Genomic DNA, 16,779 nt, shown 5'->3' with positions numbered 1-16,779 from the left:
GCGCGGCCTAGCGGCCGCGTGTCATTTCGACAAAGACGTCTTCCAGATCCGGTTGTTCGGTGGCCACGTCAATGATTGGCACGCCACCGGCCCGCAAGGCGTCGAGCAAGGCATCCGCGCGTATCGCGGAAGGCGGATAGCTGATGGCGAGCCTGCCGTCATCGCGCCATTCGGGGCGCGCGCCTGTCGGCAGGTCGGGCAGTTCGGTCGTGCCGCCCGTATCGATGACAAGGGTCTTGCCGTCGGTGCGGGCCAGCAGGTCGCGGGTGCCTTGGCGGACGATCAGTTCACCGTGATTGATGATGGCGATTTCGTCGCACATTTCCTCGGCCTCTTCGAGGTAATGCGTGGTCAGGATGATCGTCATGCCGGCCTGATTGAGCTTGCGCACATTGTTCCACAGCATCTCGCGCAGCGTAATGTCGACGCCCGCCGTAGGTTCATCCAGCACAAGGATATGCGGGCGGTGCACCAGTGCCTTGGCCAATAGCAGGCGTCGGCGCATTCCGCCCGAAAGATTGCGCGCATAGGCGTTGGCCTGTTCGGTCAGGCCGACCAGTTCCAGCAATTCATCGGTCCAGCGTTCGGATTTCGACACTCCGTAAAGGCCGGCCTGCACTTCGAGGCTGGCGCGCGGGGTGAAGAACGGGTCCATGTTCAGTTCCTGGGGCATCACGCCGATGGCGGCACGGGACTGGCGCGGGTTCACGTCCTGATCGAAACCCCAGATCGACACCTTGCCCGCAGTTTTATTGACCAGCCCGGCCAGAATGTTGATCATCGTCGATTTCCCGGCGCCGTTCGGACCCAGAAGGCCGAAGATGCTGCCGGTCGGGATGGTCAAATCAACGCCTTTCAATGCCTCTTTGGCGGGGGCGTTGCCCTGGGCGGCATAGACCTTGCGCAGGCCCGAAATTTCGATCGCATTTGTCATTGGTCTTCCTAGCAGAGCTTGCGAAGGCAGGCGGCGCTGCGCTAATGGGGTTAGAGCAGATCACGCACGTCGCGACAAGAAGGCCAGACATGACCGAATATGTGATGCCCGAAAACCCGCTGTCGACCGGCCAGGACGCCGACGCGCTGAAGCGACCCGCGCCCGAAGAAGTGATCGTGACCAGCCGCCGCGTCGCCTGTGACGGCGATGACGCCGCCGGTTTGGGCCATCCGCGGGTCTGGCTGGCGATTTCGGCGGATACGGGGTTTGTCGATTGCGGCTATTGCGACAAACGCTTTGTTCTGGATCGCGACCATGCGGGCGACGATCACTGATCAGGCCGTTGCCGCCGGGTTCCGTCCCGGGGCGGCGAAGCCTTGACGCCCCCCATTGAGGGGGACGGCAAGGCTGGGGCTTGCGCCCCGCGCATACGCACCCGAATGACATTCGCGACTGTTGCTGCCCCTTTGCGCCCGTCGAAGGATTCTGTCAGAACGGTCGGCGACATCTCGTAAAGGATCGCCTTATGACCTCGGACGCGCCTGCCTTTGGCAAGGGTTGCCATCTGCATCTGATCGATGGCTCGGCTTTTATCTTTCGCGCCTATCATGCGCTGCCGGCCTTGACGCGCAAGTCCGACGGGTTGCCCGTCGGGGCTGTTGCCGGGTTCTGCAACATGTTGTGGAAATATGTCTCGGACGAACATGGCAGTGCCGCGCCGACCCATGCCGCAGTGATCTTCGACCATTCCTCGAAGACATTCCGCAACGAGATCTATGATCTTTACAAGGCGAACCGTCCTGAATTGCCGGAAGATCTGCGCCCGCAATTCCCGCTGACGCGCGACGCGACGCGGGCGTTCAATATCTCTTGCATCGAGTTGGAAGGATATGAGGCTGACGACATTATCGCGGCACTGTCCTGCCGGGCACGCGAGGCCGGGGGATCCGCGACGATCATCAGCAGCGACAAGGACCTGATGCAGCTTGTCGGCGAGGGTGTGGACATGCTGGACCCGATCAAGGGCAAGTTGATCGGCGTTGAAGAGGTGCAGGCCAAATTCGGGGTGGGCCCGGATCGTGTCGTGGATGTCCAGGCGTTGGCCGGTGATTCGGTGGACAATGTGCCGGGTGCGCCGGGCATCGGGATCAAGACCGCCGCGCAGTTGATCAATGAATATGGCGATCTCGAAACGCTGCTGGAACGCGCGGGCGAGATCAAGCAGCCCAAGCGCCGCCAGACATTGATCGATCATGCCGAACAGATCCGTATTTCCAAACGGCTTGTCGAATTGGACCGGAACACGCCGCTGGATTTCACCCTGCAAAGCCTGGAAGTGCGTGACCCGGATGCCGATGCCTTGCTGGGTTTTCTGACGCAGATGGAGTTTCGCACCCTGACCAAGCGCGTGGCCGAGCGGCTGGGCGCCGAAGCGCCGGTGGTGGCCGCGCCGGCGTCGGCGGTCGCTGTGACTGCCGCCCCGGAAATGCCGGGGTTCGATCATGCTGCGTATGAATGCGTGACCGATGCCGAGGCTTTGGAGCGTTGGGTCGGACGCATTCGCGACGCCGGTCACGTCGCCATCGATACCGAAACAACCTCGCTTGACGAAATGCAGGCGGATCTGGTCGGCGTGTCGCTTTGCGTACGTGCGGGTGAAGCCTGTTACATTCCAGTGGGACATGTCGAGGGCGGGGACGACCTGTTCGGATCTGCCGCCCTGGTTCCGGGACAGCTTGGCCTGACCGGGGTGCTGGGCGCATTGAAGCCCGTGCTGGAAGATCCGGCGATCCTGAAAATCGGGCAGAACATCAAATATGACTGGAAGATATTCGCGCGTCTGGGGGTTCGCATGGCCCCGATCGCGGATACGATGTTGATGTCATATGCGCTGAATGCAGGCACCCATAATCATGGCATGGACGAGCTGGCCGATCGCTATCTGGATCACAAATGCATCCCGATCAAGGAACTGATCGGTTCGGGCAAGTCGCAGATCAGTTTTGATCAGGTCGCCATCGACAAGGCTACGCCCTATGCTGCCGAGGATGCGGATGTCACCCTGCGGCTTTGGCAGCATTTCGCGCCCCGGCTTTCTGCGCAGAAGGTCACCACCGTCTATGAAACGCTGGAACGCCCGATGGTGCCGGTGCTGGCCGATATGGAAATGGCCGGTATCCGCGTCGCGGGCGAGACGTTGAAGCGCATGTCGAACGCGTTTGCCCAGAAGATGGCGCAGCTCGAGGATGAAATCCACGAATTCGCCGGCGAAAAGTTCAATGTCGGCTCCCCCAAGCAGCTGGGCGAGATCCTGTTTGACAAGATGGGGCTGCCGGGCGGGAAACAGGGCAAAACCGGCGCCTATTCCACCAGCGCGGATGTGTTGGAGGATCTGGCGGCCGAGGGCACCGACCTGGCGGCGCGGGTGCTTGACTGGCGTCAGGTCAGCAAGCTGAAATCCACCTATACCGATGCGCTCCAGACCTATGTGAACGCGGAAACCGGCAGGGTTCATACCAGCTATTCCATCGCCGGGGCGCAGACCGGGCGGTTGGCTTCGACCGAGCCGAATTTGCAGAATATTCCCGTGCGCAGTGAAGAAGGGCGACGAATCCGCGAGGCTTTCGTTGCCACTGAAGGGCACCGGCTGGTCAGTCTGGATTACAGCCAGATCGAGCTGCGCATCCTGGCGCATGTTGCCGATATACCGGCGTTGAAACAGGCTTTCAGCGAGGGCGTGGATATTCATGCCATGACCGCCAGCCAGATGTTCGGCGTGCCGGTCGAGGGGATGGACCCGATGATCCGCCGTCAGGCCAAGGCCATCAATTTCGGCGTGATCTACGGCATTTCGGGCTTTGGTCTGTCGCGCAACCTGCGGATTCCGCGGGCCGAGGCACAGGCGTTCATCAATACCTATTTCGAACGGTTCCCCGAGATCCGCGCCTATATGGACAAGACCGTTGCCGACGCCAAGCAGGATGGCTTTGTCAGGACATTGTTCGGTCGGCGGATCAACACGCCTGCGATCAATCAGTCAGGTCCGGCGGCGGGCGGGGCCAAGCGCGCGGCGATCAACGCGCCGATTCAGGGGGCCGCGGCCGATATCATCCGGCGTGCGATGATCCGCATGCCTGCCGCGATCAGCGATCTGCCGGCACGAATGCTGTTGCAGGTGCATGATGAACTGGTTTTCGAGGTCGAGGAAGGCGCTGTGGACGCACTGATTTCTGCGGCCCGGCAGGTGATGGAGACGGCGGCGGAACCGGCGGTGAAGCTGTCGGTTCCTCTGGTTGTCGACGCGGGCAGCGGCGACAACTGGGCCGAAGCCCATTGATCTGACCTGGTTGGGCCGCCCCGGGGGCGGCCTAGATCGCTTGGGAATGGCTATCGGGGTGTGTGGCGTAGGTATCGAAATGCTGTGCGATCATGCGGGTCAAGGGCCGGCCTTCGGCGGTGATTTGCAATGCATGTGGGGTGATTCTGACCATGTTCTTGAACCGCGTGCGCAGTGGCGCGTAAAGATGGGCCAGCTGGCTGGGGGATATCCCGAAATCGCGCAGCATTTCCCCATTGTCGATGTGAAAGTGGCACATCAGTGATTCGATCATTCTGGCGCGCCAGCGATCTTCGCGGGTGAAGGCGTGGCCGCGGGTTGCGGGGATGCGCCCTTCGCGGATCCGTGCCGTATAGGCCCCCGTGGCCGGCGCGTTCTGGGCGTAACCCTGCGGAAAGCGGGAAATCGACGATGCGCCCAACCCTAAAAGGACCTGGCTGTGATCGTCGGTATAGCCCTGAAAGTTCCGTCTCAGCTGACCAAGATTGCGCGCGCGCGCCAGATTGTCGCCGGGCCGGGCAAAGTGGTCGATGCCGATTTCGGTGAACCCATCCGCGACGAACAGATCACGGGCGGTTTCGAACAGATCCAGGCGATTGCGGGCGTCGGGCAGGTGTTGTTCGGGTATCATCACCTGCCGTTTTGGACATCCATGGCACATGGGCATAGCCATATAGCGCCACCCGATCCGGCGACAGCGCCATCAGCTTCTGAACGGTTTCGGACATGCGCGACCGGCTTTGATGGGGCAGGCCATACAGGATATCGGCATTCAGGCTGTTGATGCCCGCTGCCCGGATCATCTCGACGGCTTTGGCCGTGACCTCATAGCTTTGCGGGCGCCCGATCGCGGCCTGAATGTCAGGGTTGAAATCCTGCACCCCGATCGAGGCGCGGGTCATGCCCGCCGCCGCCAGGGCGGACATGCGGGCCGGGTCGATTTCGGTCGGGTCGATCTCAACCGAAAACTCACCGCGTTCTGTCAGCGGAAAGGCGTCAAATATCGCCGTGGCAAGGCGGGTGATCTGGTCGGGGGGCAGCAAGGTCGGTGTGCCGCCGCCCCAATGCAGGCGCGACAGCCGCACGGCGTCGGGCATGCGTGCGCGCAATTGCCGCAATTCATCCAGCAAGGTTTCAACATAGATCCGCACCGGATCCAGCGATTGGGTTCCCTGCGTGCGGCAGGCGCAAAACCAGCAAAGTCGGCGACAGAATGGCACATGCACATAAAGCGAAACCTCGCTGCCCGGCGCGATTGAGGCGATCCAGTCACGGGCAAGGTCGGATATGCCATCTGTGGCAAAGTGATTGGCGGGCGGATAGCTGGTGTAACGCGGCGCTCGCGCGTCAAACAGACCATAATCCTGTAGTTGCGAAACCTGTTTCATGACCATACAATTATCAATGATGAGCGCGCAGTCCTTGACCCAGATCAAAATGCCTGGACCCGGGCGGGCGCCTACGGGGGTCGAAAGCTGTGACACCTGCCCGATCCGGCATCGCGCTGTCTGTTCGCATTGCGTGGACGATGAACTGATCGCGCTTGAGAAAATCAAGTTCTATCGCAGCTTCGAGCCAGGGCAGGTCATTGCCTGGGGCGGCGATCGCATGGATTTTGTGGCATCGGTCGTGTCCGGTGTGGCATCCTTGTCCCAGCGGCTTGAAGATGGGCGCACGCAGATGGTCGGGCTGCTTTTGCCCAGTGATTTCATGGGCCGTCCGGGACGCGATGTCGTGCCCTATGACGCGGTTGCCACGACCAAGGTCAAGCTTTGCTGTTTTCGCCGCGCTCCGTTCGAGGACATGATTCGCGATATTCCGCACCTGTCGCAGCGCCTGCTCGAAATGACCATGGACGAACTGGACGCCGCGCGTGAATGGATGTTGCTGCTGGGGCGCAAGACCGCGCGTGAAAAGATTGCGTCTTTCATCGCCATTATCGCCCGCCGTCAGGCATCCGGCAGTCCCGTGCCGATGAATGGCCAGATCGAGATTGAATTGCCTTTGACCCGCGAAGCGATGGCCGATTATCTTGGATTGACGCTGGAAACCGTCAGCCGTCAGATCAATGCGCTGAAACGCGAAGGCGTGGTCGAACTGTCGGGCAAACGCCATGTGACCCTGCCAGATTTCGCCCGTTTGCTGCAGGAAGCGGGCGATGATGCCGATGGCGGCTGGATCGGTTAAGCCGTCAGGCTCAGTGCGCCATCAATATCGGCAAGGTGGTTTTTTCCAGCATGTTGCGGGTCGCGCCGCCCAGGATCGCTTCGCGAAAGCGTGAATGCCCATAGGCCCCCATCACGATCATGTCGGCGCCGATCTCGGTCGCGCGGCGCATCAATTCATCGCTGATCGCCGGTTCCATCCGGGCAAGCACCGCGATCTCGGCGCGCACCCCGTGACGCGCCAGCATTTGCGTCAGCGCACCTCCGGGATCGGAACGTTCCGGGCCGCTGCGCCGGGGATCGACCAGCGTGACCTCGACCGTTTCCGCCTGTTTCAGCATGGGCAGTGAACGGCGCACGGCGGTCATTGCCTCGGCGGATTGGTTCCAGGCGATCATGATATGACGTGGGGCAGGGGCGGGCAGGCCGGATTCGGGCACTACCAGAACCGGGCAACTGCCTTCGAAAAGGGCGGCTTCGACAACGGCCTCGGTATCGGCGTCAGCGCCATCGCAATAGGGGCGCCCCAGCACCGTCAGATCCGAGAACCGCGCACGCATTCCCACCAGTGACGAGATGCTGCCGATCTGGGCGACGGCAGATTCGGCCGCCCATCTGAGGTCTGTCGAGGGGGCCAGATGGGTTCGAACGACCTCTTCCAAACGCTTTGCGCGAACTATCGCCTGATCTATCACATCCTGATAGGCATAGGGCGTCGCGCCGGGAAAGTAATACCCGGCATGGCTGTGATCGATACCGATGCACATGACGTCGAGATGGGCATCCTCGCGCGTGGCCATGATCGCGGCGGCGTCCAGTTGCGGGATCTGTTCGGGTGCCGTCAGCACCGTCAATATGGTCTTGTATGCCATCATGCTCTCCTGTGCCTTTATCCGGGACCACTGTGGCAGGTTGGTCGATTGCGTCCTTGATCCGTGTCAAATCGCGACCTTGACCCAGATCAAGGTTTGTTTCCCGAAACTGTCCTAATCGTGAACAATGCGAACAGCAGGGCCAACACGCGTGATTCGTGCGGGCCGGAACACATGGGAACGGGACGCGGAGTATCATGGGGAATTACGTCAAGCTGATACTGCTTGGGGTTGTCGCCTTTGCGGCAGCGATCGGAGCAAACCTGGCGCATGATCCGGCCTATATGGTCAATGCGCTGATCATCATGGTTGTGGCAGCCGGCATGTTCATCTGGGTGCTTCGCCAGATAGACGAGCCGGTGAAGAAGCCAAATCCGAACGAATACATGGATGACGTGGTGCGCGCCGGGGTGATCGCGACCACATTCTGGGGTGTGGTCGGATTTCTGGTCGGCGTGGTCATCGCCTTTCAGCTTGCCTTTCCGGCCCTGAATTTCAGCGATCTGTTCAACGGCTATACCAATTTCGGCAAGCTGCGGCCGCTGCATACCAGCGCGGTCATTTTTGCGTTTGGCGGCAACGCGTTGATCGCCACGTCTTTCTATGTCGTGCAGCGGACCTCGGCGGCGCGGCTTTGGGGCGGAAACACGGCCTGGTTCGTGTTCTGGGGTTATCAGCTGTTCATCGTGCTGGCGGCGACCGGCTATATCGCCGGGGCAACCCAATCCAAGGAATATGCCGAGCCGGAATGGTATGTCGACTGGTGGCTGACGATCGTCTGGCTGGCCTATCTGGCCGTGTTCCTTGGCACCGTCGTCAAGCGCAAGGAACCCCATATCTATGTCGCGAACTGGTTCTATCTGTCCTTCATCGTGACCATCGCGATGCTGCATGTCGTCAACAACCTGTCGATTCCGGTCAGCATCTTCGGCAGCAAATCCGTGCAGGTATTCTCGGGTGTGCAGGACGCGATGGTGCAGTGGTGGTATGGCCATAACGCCGTGGGCTTTTTCCTGACCGCAGGGTTTCTGGGGATGATGTATTACTTCATCCCGAAACAGGCCGAGCGACCGGTCTATAGCTACAAGCTGTCGATCATCCATTTCTGGGCACTGATCTTCCTGTATATCTGGGCGGGTCCGCACCACCTGCATTACACCGCTTTGCCTGAATGGGCTGCGACGCTGGGAATGGTGTTCTCGATCATGCTGTGGATGCCCAGCTGGGGCGGCATGATCAACGGTCTGATGACCCTTTCCGGTGCCTGGGACAAGCTGCGCACCGACCCGATCATCCGCATGATGGTGGTGGCCGTGGGCTTTTACGGCATGGCGACATTTGAAGGGCCGATGATGTCGATCAAGGCCGTGAACAGCCTGTCGCATTACACCGACTGGACCATTGGTCACGTGCATTCCGGTGCGCTTGGCTGGAACGGCATGATCACCTTTGGTGCATTGTACTATCTGGTGCCGCGTCTTTGGGGTCGTGAAAAGCTGTACAGCCTGAACCTGGTCAGCTGGCATTTCTGGCTGGCGACGATCGGACTGGTTCTTTACGCGGCGTCGATGTGGGTGTCGGGCATCATGGAAGGGCTGATGTGGCGCGAGGTCGACAGTCAGGGCTTCCTGGTCAACGCCTTTGCCGACACCGTTCAGGCCAAGTTCGCCATGAACGTCGTACGTGCACTGGGTGGTGTGCTGTATCTGACCGGTGGCATCATCATGGCATGGAACCTTTGGGCAACCGTCGCGCGTCAGCCAAAGGCGCATGTCACGGCCATCGCCGTGCCGGCCGAATAAGGGGATCCGAACATGTCAATTCTGTCCAAGCACAAGATCCTCGAGAAGAACGCATCGCTTCTGCTGGTGTTCTCGTTTCTTGTCGTCACCATCGGCGGCATCGTCGAGATCGTGCCGCTGTTCTATCTGCAGAACACCATCGAAAAGGTCGAGGGCGTGCGGCCCTATACGCCGCTCGAACTCAAGGGGCGTGACGTCTATGTCCGCGAGGGTTGTTATGTTTGTCACAGCCAGATGATCCGCCCGATGCGCGACGAGGTCGAGCGTTACGGTCATTACAGCCTGGCAGCGGAATCGATGTATGATCACCCTTTCCAGTGGGGGTCCAAGCGTACCGGGCCGGATCTGGCGCGGGTCGGGGGACGCTATTCGGATGAATGGCATATCGACCACCTGGTCGATCCCCAGTCGGTCGTGCCGGAATCGATCATGCCGAAATATGCCTTCCTGCGCGATCGCGTCATCTATCCCGATCATATCGAGCAGCGGTTGAAAACCGATGCCCTGGTCGGCGTGCCCTATGACGAAGAGATGATCGCCAATGCGGTTTCGGATTTCCGGGCACAGGCAAATCCCGATGCCGATGCCTCGGGTCTGGAAGAACGTTATCCGGGGGCGCAGCAACGCAATTTCGACCGGCAGCCGCAACTGACCGAGATGGACGCGCTGATCGCCTATCTTCAGGTGCTTGGCACGATGGTCGATTTCTCGACCTTCGAGCCGGATGACAACCGCTGAGGAGGTCGCGATGGAAACCTATAGCTTCCTGAGACAACTGGCCGACAGCTGGGCGCTTCTGGCTTTGACGCTGTTCTTCGTGGGGGTGATCCTGTTCGTTTTCAGGCCGGGATCGCGCGCCCTTCAAAAGGACGCCGCCGAAAGCATCTTTCGCAATGAAAGCCGTCCCGCCGAGGCGGAACACAAGGAGGACCGCTGATGGCCGACGAAAAGGACCAAAAGCCGGGCAAGGACGATCAGATCAGCCTGGGGCGCGAAGCCGCCGACAGCGAACATGCCGCCAAGATCGCGGGCGAGATCCCGCCGCGGGCCGCACCTGACAAGCCCGAGGCGCCCAAGCACCGCCGCAAGGGCCGTCATGGCGTGGCGATGCACGAGGTTCCCTCGACCGGTCACGAATGGGACGGGATCACCGAATACGACAATCCGATGCCGCGCTGGTGGCTGTGGACCTTCTATGTCACGATTGTCTGGGCGATCGGCTATGTGATCGCCTATCCGGCCATTCCGTTGATCACCGGTGCGACGAGCGGCTTGTTGCAAACCAATACGCGCAAACAGGTCGCCGCCGAGATCGAACGATTTGATCAGGCAAACGCTCCTGTCGCCAACAGGCTGGCCTCGGTCGAGTTGACCGAGATCGCAGGTGATGACGAATTGTCGAACTATGCCACCAATGCAGGCGGGGCGGTGTTCCGGACATGGTGTGCGCAATGCCACGGTTCGGGCGCTGCCGGGGCAAAGGGTTATCCCAACCTGCTGGACAATGACTGGCTGTGGGGTGGAACCTTGGAAGACATTCACACCACTATCCAGCATGGCATCCGCGATCCGCTGGATGATGACAGCCGGTATTCCGAGATGCCGCGCTTTGGAACCGATGGTTTGCTGGATCGTGGTCAGATAAGCCAGGTGGTGAACTATGTGCTGTCGCTGTCGGATCGTCCGCATGACGATGCCATGGCCGCCGCCGGGGCCGAGATCTATGCCGATAATTGCTCGGCCTGCCATATGGATGACGGCACTGGCGATCGGATGCAGGGCGCGCCGAATCTGGCCGATGCCGTCTGGCTTTATGGCGACGACCCGGCAAGCATTACCCGCATCGTGGCCGAAGGGCCGTTCGGGGTGATGCCTGCCTGGGCCTCGCGGCTGAGCGAGGCTGATATTCGCGCCGTCTCGGCCTATGTTCACGGGTTGGGCGGGGGCGAATAGTCCGGCCAATCCACCAGCTTCACCTCTTGTTCCATGGGGTGAAAAGGGCCGCTCCCTGTCCTGTTCGCGCGTTTCATGGGGGCGGCCGTCCATTCGGATCCGGGCTTCGGCCAGAATGCCGCCGCCATGTGATCACAGGCTTTCGCGCAGGCTGGTCCGCGTGAAAGATGCCGGTCCCCTCCTGTTCGCGCGTTCCATGGGGACCGGCATTCTTTTCCGGCGCGTGCTAATGGTTGTGACCGGGTTCAGGTCGCGGAAACGATCTTGCCGTGCAAAGAGTTCGACGCGCTTTCGATGATCCGAACTTGCAGCAGATCACCGATTTGCGCCGTGGTCGTGTCGACAAAGACCGAATGCAGGTAATCCGATTTGCCGATCATCTGCCCGGCCTCGCGCCCCTGTTTTTCCAGCAATACACCGACTGTGCGCCCGACCATGCCTTCTTGGGCGGCCTTTTGCTGGCGCGTCAGCAATGCCTGCAATTCCTGCAGGCGGGCGTCTGCAACCGCGCCATCGACCTCGGCGCGTTCATAGGCGGGGGTGCCGGGGCGGGGCGAGTACTTGAAGCTGAAGGCGGTGCCAAAGTCGACCTGTTCGATCAATCGCAACGTATCCTGATGATCCTGATCGGTTTCGCCGGGGAAGCCAACAATGAAATCGCTGGTCAGCATGATGTCCGGGCGCGCGTCGCGAATGCGATCGATCAGGCGCAGATACTGTTCCGCCGTATGTTTGCGGTTCATCGCCTTCAGGATGCGGTCGCTACCCGATTGCACCGGGAGATGCAGATAGGGCATCAATTGCGGCACGTCGCGATGCGCCTCGATCAGATCATCGGCCATGTCATTGGGATGGCTGGTCGTATAGCGGATCCGTTCGAGCCCCTCGGCCTCGCCCAAGGCGCGGATCAGCCGGCCAAAGCCCCATTCACGCCCATCCTCGCCCATACCATGCCAGCCATTCACGTTCTGGCCCAGCAGGGTGATTTCGCGCACGCCGCGGGCCACCAGATCACGTGCCTCGCGCATGATCCGTTCGACCGGGCGACTGACCTCGGCCCCGCGGGTATAGGGAACCACGCAGAAGGCGCAGAACTTGTCACAGCCTTCCTGCACGGTCAGGAACGCGGCCGGCGCGCGACGCGTGGCGCGCTGTTGGGGCAGGTGATCGAATTTATCCTCTTCGGGAAAGTCGGTGATGATCTTGGGCGCTTCGCCCCGCACCATGGCGGGCAGGCGGTGATAGGTCTGCGGCCCTACGACCAGATCCACCACCGGCATGCGGCGCACGATTTCCTCGCCTTCGGCCTGAGCAACACAACCTGCAACGCCGATTTTCAGATCGGGTCTTTCCGCCTTTAACGGTTTCAGGCGGCCAAGGTCCGAATACAGTTTCTCGGCGGCTTTTTCGCGGATATGGCACGTGTTCAGCAGCACCATATCAGCCTCGGACTGATTTTCGGTCAGAACATAGCCTTCGGCACCCATGGCTTCGGCCATGCGCTGACTGTCGTAAACATTCATCTGGCAGCCGTAAGTCTTGATGAAAAGCTTCTTGGCCGCCTGGGCGGGGGTGTCGTGATCACTCATGCCGTGCTGTCCTTGAGGTTCCGGGGCTGATACAGGAAAGCAGAGGATTTGGGAAGGTCGGGATGGATAGCGATCTGGTCACAATCAAGCATATCGGTCCATCGACTGCCAGGGCGTTGATCGCGGCCGGGGTGTCCGATGCGGCGACGCTGCGCCGGATCGGCGCGCATGAGGCATATCGGGCGCTGTTGATCGCCGGGGAAAAACCTCATTTCATCTGGTATTACGTCATGCATATGGCGTTGCAGGGGCGCCCGTGGAACGATTGTCGCGGCGATGAAAAGAAAGCGTTGCGGCAGCGATTCGATAGTCTGGTGGCGGAAACGCGCGGGCCGTCGCTGACCGGTATCGAAGCGGCGCTTGATGAAATCGGGTTGCGCAAACCCTGATTATCGATCCTGTGTCTGCGGGGAATCCGTCTGGGTCAGGATCGGCCCCGATTTGCCAAAGTTGATGGCAATCGCGCCGGTCTGACGCATTTTTCTGGGATCGAGCATCAGACAAGCTGCATCGGCGGGAAGGTCGAGCGGCTCGGTGGAAACCAGGATGGTCTTTTCACGACATTTCGGTCTGGCCCGTTCGCTTGCGCCCTTGCCCGTCAGGTGCCAGATTTGCCAGCCGTCCGGCAACCCTGCCTGGCGGTCGCGTTTGTCGCCCCGCCAGGCAGGGCGCTGCGCGGCCTGCGCCTGCAGGGCGGTGTCCCCGTCCTCGCGAAGCCACGACTTGACGACGAACGCCCCCCCACCCGGTTTGGAAATTGCACGGCCCGCTGGTGTCATCAAACCGACGGCCTCCCCCTGTGGCGCGATCAGCAGCAAGGGACGTTCGGCGCCAAGCCAAATCACGGCCGAGGTCAGCATCATGGCTGTTCCGCAAACAAAGCCCGCGCGCAACAGGCGTGAATGGCTGCGTGACAGGTTGTGCCGCCAACACAAGACGCAAATCACCGCGCCGAATTCCATCAAGGCGACGGTCGGGCCGGGGGGCAGGGGAATGGCCGTCACCGCCCCCCCAAGCCCGGCAACGAATTCGGCGACTTTCAGCATCCATGCCGTGCCAAGCCCCATCACCCACAAGGCTGGTCCCGCCAACCCCAACGGCGCCAGAATTGCGCCGATCACACCGGCCGGCATCACGAATGTGCCCATCACCGGCACGGCCAGCAGGTTGGCCAGCAACCCGTATTGCGCCATTCGGTTGAAATGTGCCGCCGCAATCGGCGAAGTCGCCAGCCCCGCCACCAATGACGATACCAGCAGCATCGCCACAGGGCGCAGCCATATCGGAACATGTGGGGCAAGCCGCGACCAGGGGCCGTAGGACAGGATAAGGGCGACCGTGGCGGCGAAGCTCATCTGAAAACCCGGCGAGGTCAGGGATTCCGGACTGTAGATCAGGATAATCGCCGCCGCGACCGCCACTGTGCGCAACGAGATCGCGCGCCGATCCACCAGAATGGCACCCAGCATGACCGCGACCATGACAAAGGCACGCTCGGTCGCGACACCGCCGCCCGACAGCCACAGATAGGCCGTTGCCGCCAGCAATGCGCCACATGCCGCAATCTTGTGCGCCGCGAGGGACGCAAAAGCCCCCCAGGCCATCGCCATGACCAACCCGATGCGCAGCGCCGCATAGACAAAGCCGGCCAGCATGCTCATATGCAGTCCCGAGATCGAAATGATGTGATACAGGTTCGATGCCCGCATGATCTCATTCGTGGATTCGTGAATGCCGGACCGGTCCCCGGTCATCAGCGCGGCGGCGACCGCACCCTCTTGACCGCCGATCCGGGTGGCGATGGAGTCGCTAAGTGCAAGGCGCGCGCGGTGCATCCACCACATGCCGTCTTGCGCAGGTGCAACCGCCAGAACCGGGGTTCGGGTGTAACCGACGGCACCCAGCCCCGCAAACCGGGCATGGCGGCGAAAATCGAAGCTGCCGGGCGATGCAGGCCCCGGCGGCGGCCCCAGATGCCCGGTCATCATCGCCCGCTGCCCCAATGATGGCAGGCTGTCCTCATCGACGCCGATCAGTGACAGGCGAACCCGCCTAGGGGTGCGTTCCGGCGGCAGGTCACGCAGGTGCACCTGATCCAGCGTCAGGCGAATCCGGTCGCGCGCAGAGCGGTCGATTTCAACCAGCCTTCCCTCGACCGGCCCGTAATAGCGCCATTCCAGAACCGGCGCGGCGACGCGTGCCGAGCGCAGCTCGGACAGGCCGATGCCGGTTGCGACAAGGGCAATGCCCATTGCCCCTATCCGCAGGCCGTCTGCCATTCCTGCACCGATCCAACCGCGCTCGGCCCATGGCATCGCCCTTTGCGCGCAGAGACCAGCGCACAGGATCACCACGGCGATTGCGAACCACAGGATCGCGCCCCTTGGCAATGGCAGTCCTGACCAGATCGCGATTCCCAGCGACAGACAAACCGGCAGCCACGCCACAAGCCCCGCCCGGCCGGCGGCAGGCGGGCGGGGCTTTCGCGGCGTTTCATGCCCGGCCCTGCCGACCCCGACCGGAGCAAAGCCGGGGCCGGTGCCGAGCGTGGCATGGGGTTGGGCCGCCCCGCCCGAACCGTGCTTCGTGCCGGTCTGGGTGGTCATTCTTGTCCTTTCCACAGCGGTTAATTATGTCAGCACCAGAAAGATGGCATGGCCTGCTTACCAAAGCGTTAATGACGCCATGTCCCTCAGTGAAATTGTCCCATGAAGGTCCAAATGTCCGACAACGCCCAGATCGTTACCCGTTTCGCTCCGTCACCGACGGGTTATCTGCATATTGGCGGGGCCCGCACGGCCTTGTTCAATTGGTTGTATGCGCGCGCACGGGGGGGCAGTTTCCTGTTGCGGATCGAGGATACCGATCGTGCCCGCTCGACCCCCGAAGCGACCGAGGCGATTTTGCAGGGGTTGAAATGGCTTGGGCTGGATTGGGACGGCGAGCCTGTCAGCCAGTTCGCCGCCAAGACCCGCCACGCCGAGGTTGCCCAGCAGATGCTGGACGCAGGCAAGGCCTATAAATGTTTCTCGACCGCCGAGGAAATCGCGGCCTGGCGTGAAGCCAATCCCCGTCAATCCTTTCAAAGCCCGTGGCGCGACGCCACCGAGCTGCCCGATACCCCTTTCGCCATCAGGCTGAAGGCGCCACGCGATGGCGAGACCGTCATCGCCGATGCCGTGCAGGGCGATGTGCGCGTTGCCAATGACCAGCTGGACGACATGGTTCTGTTGCGCAGCGATGGTACACCGACCTACATGCTGGCGGTTGTTGTGGATGATCACGATATGGGTGTGACGCATGTCATTCGGGGTGATGACCACCTGACCAACACCGCGCGCCAGATCCAGATCTATGACGCAATGGGGTGGCCGCGCCCGGTTTTCGCCCATATCCCGTTGATCCATGGTGAAGACGGCAAAAAGCTGTCCAAGCGCCACGGAGCGGTTGGTTTGCACGAATTTGCCCAGCTTGGCTATCCGCCGGCGGCGATGCGGAATTATCTGGCGCGGCTGGGCTGGAGCCATGGTGATGATGAGCTTTTTGACGACCGGCAGGCCCGCGAATGGTTCGATCTGGACGGGATCGGCAAGGCCCCGGCGCGGCTCGATTTCAAGAAGCTGGAACATGTCAGTGCCCATCATTTGAAAACCATGCCCGAGGCCGATCTGCTTCAGGCGTTGGAAGTTTTCCTGTCCGATACCGGGCAAGAGCCCCTGACCGCCGAGCAAAAAGGGCGGCTGGTCGCGGCGTTGCCGGCGTTGCGCGAAAAAGCCAGGACTTTGCCGCAAATGCTTGATCAGGCGCGCTTTGCCCTGACCGCCCGGCCGATAGAAATCGAACCCAAGGCGGCCAAGTCGCTGGATTCGGTATCCCGTGGTATGCTGAAATCATTGACTGCCGCAATGCAGCATGCTAGCTGGACGCGAGACGAGCTGGAGCAGGCGGCCAAGCAGGTTGCCGAAGAGAACGGCGTCGGGTTGGGCAAGGTTGCGGGGCCCCTGCGCGCCGCCTTGGCTGGCCGAACCGCGACCCCCAGCGTATTTGACATGATGACGGCGCTTGGCCGCGAGGAATCGTTGGCACGGCTTCGGGATCAGACAGAATTGGCAGGCTGAAACCTGCTC

At 61.4% G+C, this 16,779-nt stretch carries 13 protein-coding genes and 1 pseudogene; 9 read left to right on the top strand and 5 right to left on the bottom strand.

Annotated elements, in window-relative coordinates:
- Positions 1-7 precede the first annotated feature (7 nt).
- Complete coding sequence (locus tag PAF17_RS03395; protein WP_271887670.1) at positions 8-934, bottom strand: ABC transporter ATP-binding protein; 927 nt, start codon at positions 932-934, stop codon at positions 8-10.
- A 146-nt stretch (positions 935-1,080) separates the two neighbouring features.
- On the opposite strand from PAF17_RS03395, the gene PAF17_RS03390 reads away from it, so the two are divergent.
- Both PAF17_RS03390 and polA read left to right on the top strand, forming a co-directional pair.
- Positions 1,081-1,269, top strand: a complete 189-nt coding sequence (locus PAF17_RS03390) for a zinc-finger domain-containing protein (RefSeq protein ID WP_271887775.1) — start codon at positions 1,081-1,083, stop codon at positions 1,267-1,269.
- Positions 1,270-1,460: 191 nt separating this feature from the next.
- The gene (gene polA / locus PAF17_RS03385) at positions 1,461-4,271 is read left to right on the top strand and encodes a DNA polymerase I (protein ID WP_271887669.1); all 2,811 of its coding nucleotides are present in this window, start codon (positions 1,461-1,463) and stop codon (positions 4,269-4,271) included.
- A gap of 31 nt (positions 4,272-4,302) precedes the next feature.
- Here the strand turns inward: polA and hemN are convergent.
- Positions 4,303-5,659, bottom strand: a pseudogene (hemN, locus tag PAF17_RS03380) (oxygen-independent coproporphyrinogen III oxidase).
- 49 nt (positions 5,660-5,708) lie between these two features.
- On the opposite strand from hemN, the gene fnrL reads away from it, so the two are divergent.
- On the top strand, positions 5,709-6,458 hold the full coding sequence (fnrL, locus tag PAF17_RS03375; protein ID WP_271887774.1) for a transcriptional regulator FnrL: 750 nt from the start codon (positions 5,709-5,711) through the stop codon (positions 6,456-6,458).
- A gap of 10 nt (positions 6,459-6,468) precedes the next feature.
- Here fnrL and PAF17_RS03370 read toward each other — a convergent pair whose 3' ends face one another.
- Entirely contained in the window at positions 6,469-7,308 is an 840-nt protein-coding gene (locus PAF17_RS03370; RefSeq protein ID WP_271887668.1) for a universal stress protein, read from the bottom strand.
- A gap of 197 nt (positions 7,309-7,505) precedes the next feature.
- Here PAF17_RS03370 and ccoN point away from each other — a divergent pair, with 197 nt between their 5' ends.
- The 4 genes from ccoN to ccoP all read left to right on the top strand — a co-directional run bounded on the left by ccoN (position 7,506) and on the right by ccoP (position 11,063).
- The gene (ccoN, locus tag PAF17_RS03365; RefSeq protein WP_271887667.1) at positions 7,506-9,110 is read left to right on the top strand and encodes a cytochrome-c oxidase, cbb3-type subunit I; all 1,605 of its coding nucleotides are present in this window, start codon (positions 7,506-7,508) and stop codon (positions 9,108-9,110) included.
- 12 nt (positions 9,111-9,122) lie between these two features.
- Entirely contained in the window at positions 9,123-9,848 is a 726-nt protein-coding gene (gene ccoO, locus PAF17_RS03360; protein WP_271887666.1) for a cytochrome-c oxidase, cbb3-type subunit II, read from the top strand.
- A 10-nt stretch (positions 9,849-9,858) separates the two neighbouring features.
- Positions 9,859-10,047: a cbb3-type cytochrome c oxidase subunit 3 gene (locus PAF17_RS03355; RefSeq protein WP_271887665.1), complete on the top strand. Its 189-nt coding sequence runs from the start codon at positions 9,859-9,861 to the stop codon at positions 10,045-10,047.
- Positions 10,048-10,217: 170 nt separating this feature from the next.
- Positions 10,218-11,063, top strand: a complete 846-nt coding sequence (gene ccoP, locus PAF17_RS03350) for a cytochrome-c oxidase, cbb3-type subunit III (RefSeq protein ID WP_271887773.1) — start codon at positions 10,218-10,220, stop codon at positions 11,061-11,063.
- Positions 11,064-11,308: 245 nt separating this feature from the next.
- Here ccoP and miaB read toward each other — a convergent pair whose 3' ends face one another.
- Complete coding sequence (gene miaB, locus PAF17_RS03345) at positions 11,309-12,652, bottom strand: tRNA (N6-isopentenyl adenosine(37)-C2)-methylthiotransferase MiaB (protein WP_271887664.1); 1,344 nt, start codon at positions 12,650-12,652, stop codon at positions 11,309-11,311.
- A 62-nt stretch (positions 12,653-12,714) separates the two neighbouring features.
- Here miaB and PAF17_RS03340 point away from each other — a divergent pair, with 62 nt between their 5' ends.
- Complete coding sequence (locus PAF17_RS03340) at positions 12,715-13,041, top strand: TfoX/Sxy family DNA transformation protein (RefSeq protein WP_271887663.1); 327 nt, start codon at positions 12,715-12,717, stop codon at positions 13,039-13,041.
- On the opposite strand, the gene PAF17_RS03335 is transcribed toward PAF17_RS03340, so the two are convergent.
- Positions 13,042-15,258: a ComEC/Rec2 family competence protein gene (locus PAF17_RS03335; RefSeq protein ID WP_271887662.1), complete on the bottom strand. Its 2,217-nt coding sequence runs from the start codon at positions 15,256-15,258 to the stop codon at positions 13,042-13,044.
- A gap of 114 nt (positions 15,259-15,372) precedes the next feature.
- Between PAF17_RS03335 and gltX the strand changes: the two genes are divergently transcribed.
- Positions 15,373-16,770 (top strand): glutamate--tRNA ligase, encoded by a 1,398-nt coding sequence (gene gltX, locus PAF17_RS03330; protein ID WP_271887661.1) that lies wholly within the window; start codon positions 15,373-15,375, stop codon positions 16,768-16,770.
- Positions 16,771-16,779: the final 9 nt, after the last annotated feature.

Origin of the sequence: Paracoccus onchidii (assembly GCF_028294535.1) — a bacterium.
GTDB classification, from domain to species: Bacteria; Pseudomonadota; Alphaproteobacteria; order Rhodobacterales; family Rhodobacteraceae; genus Paracoccus; species Paracoccus onchidii.
This window is presented reverse-complemented; position numbering and strand designations above follow the sequence as displayed.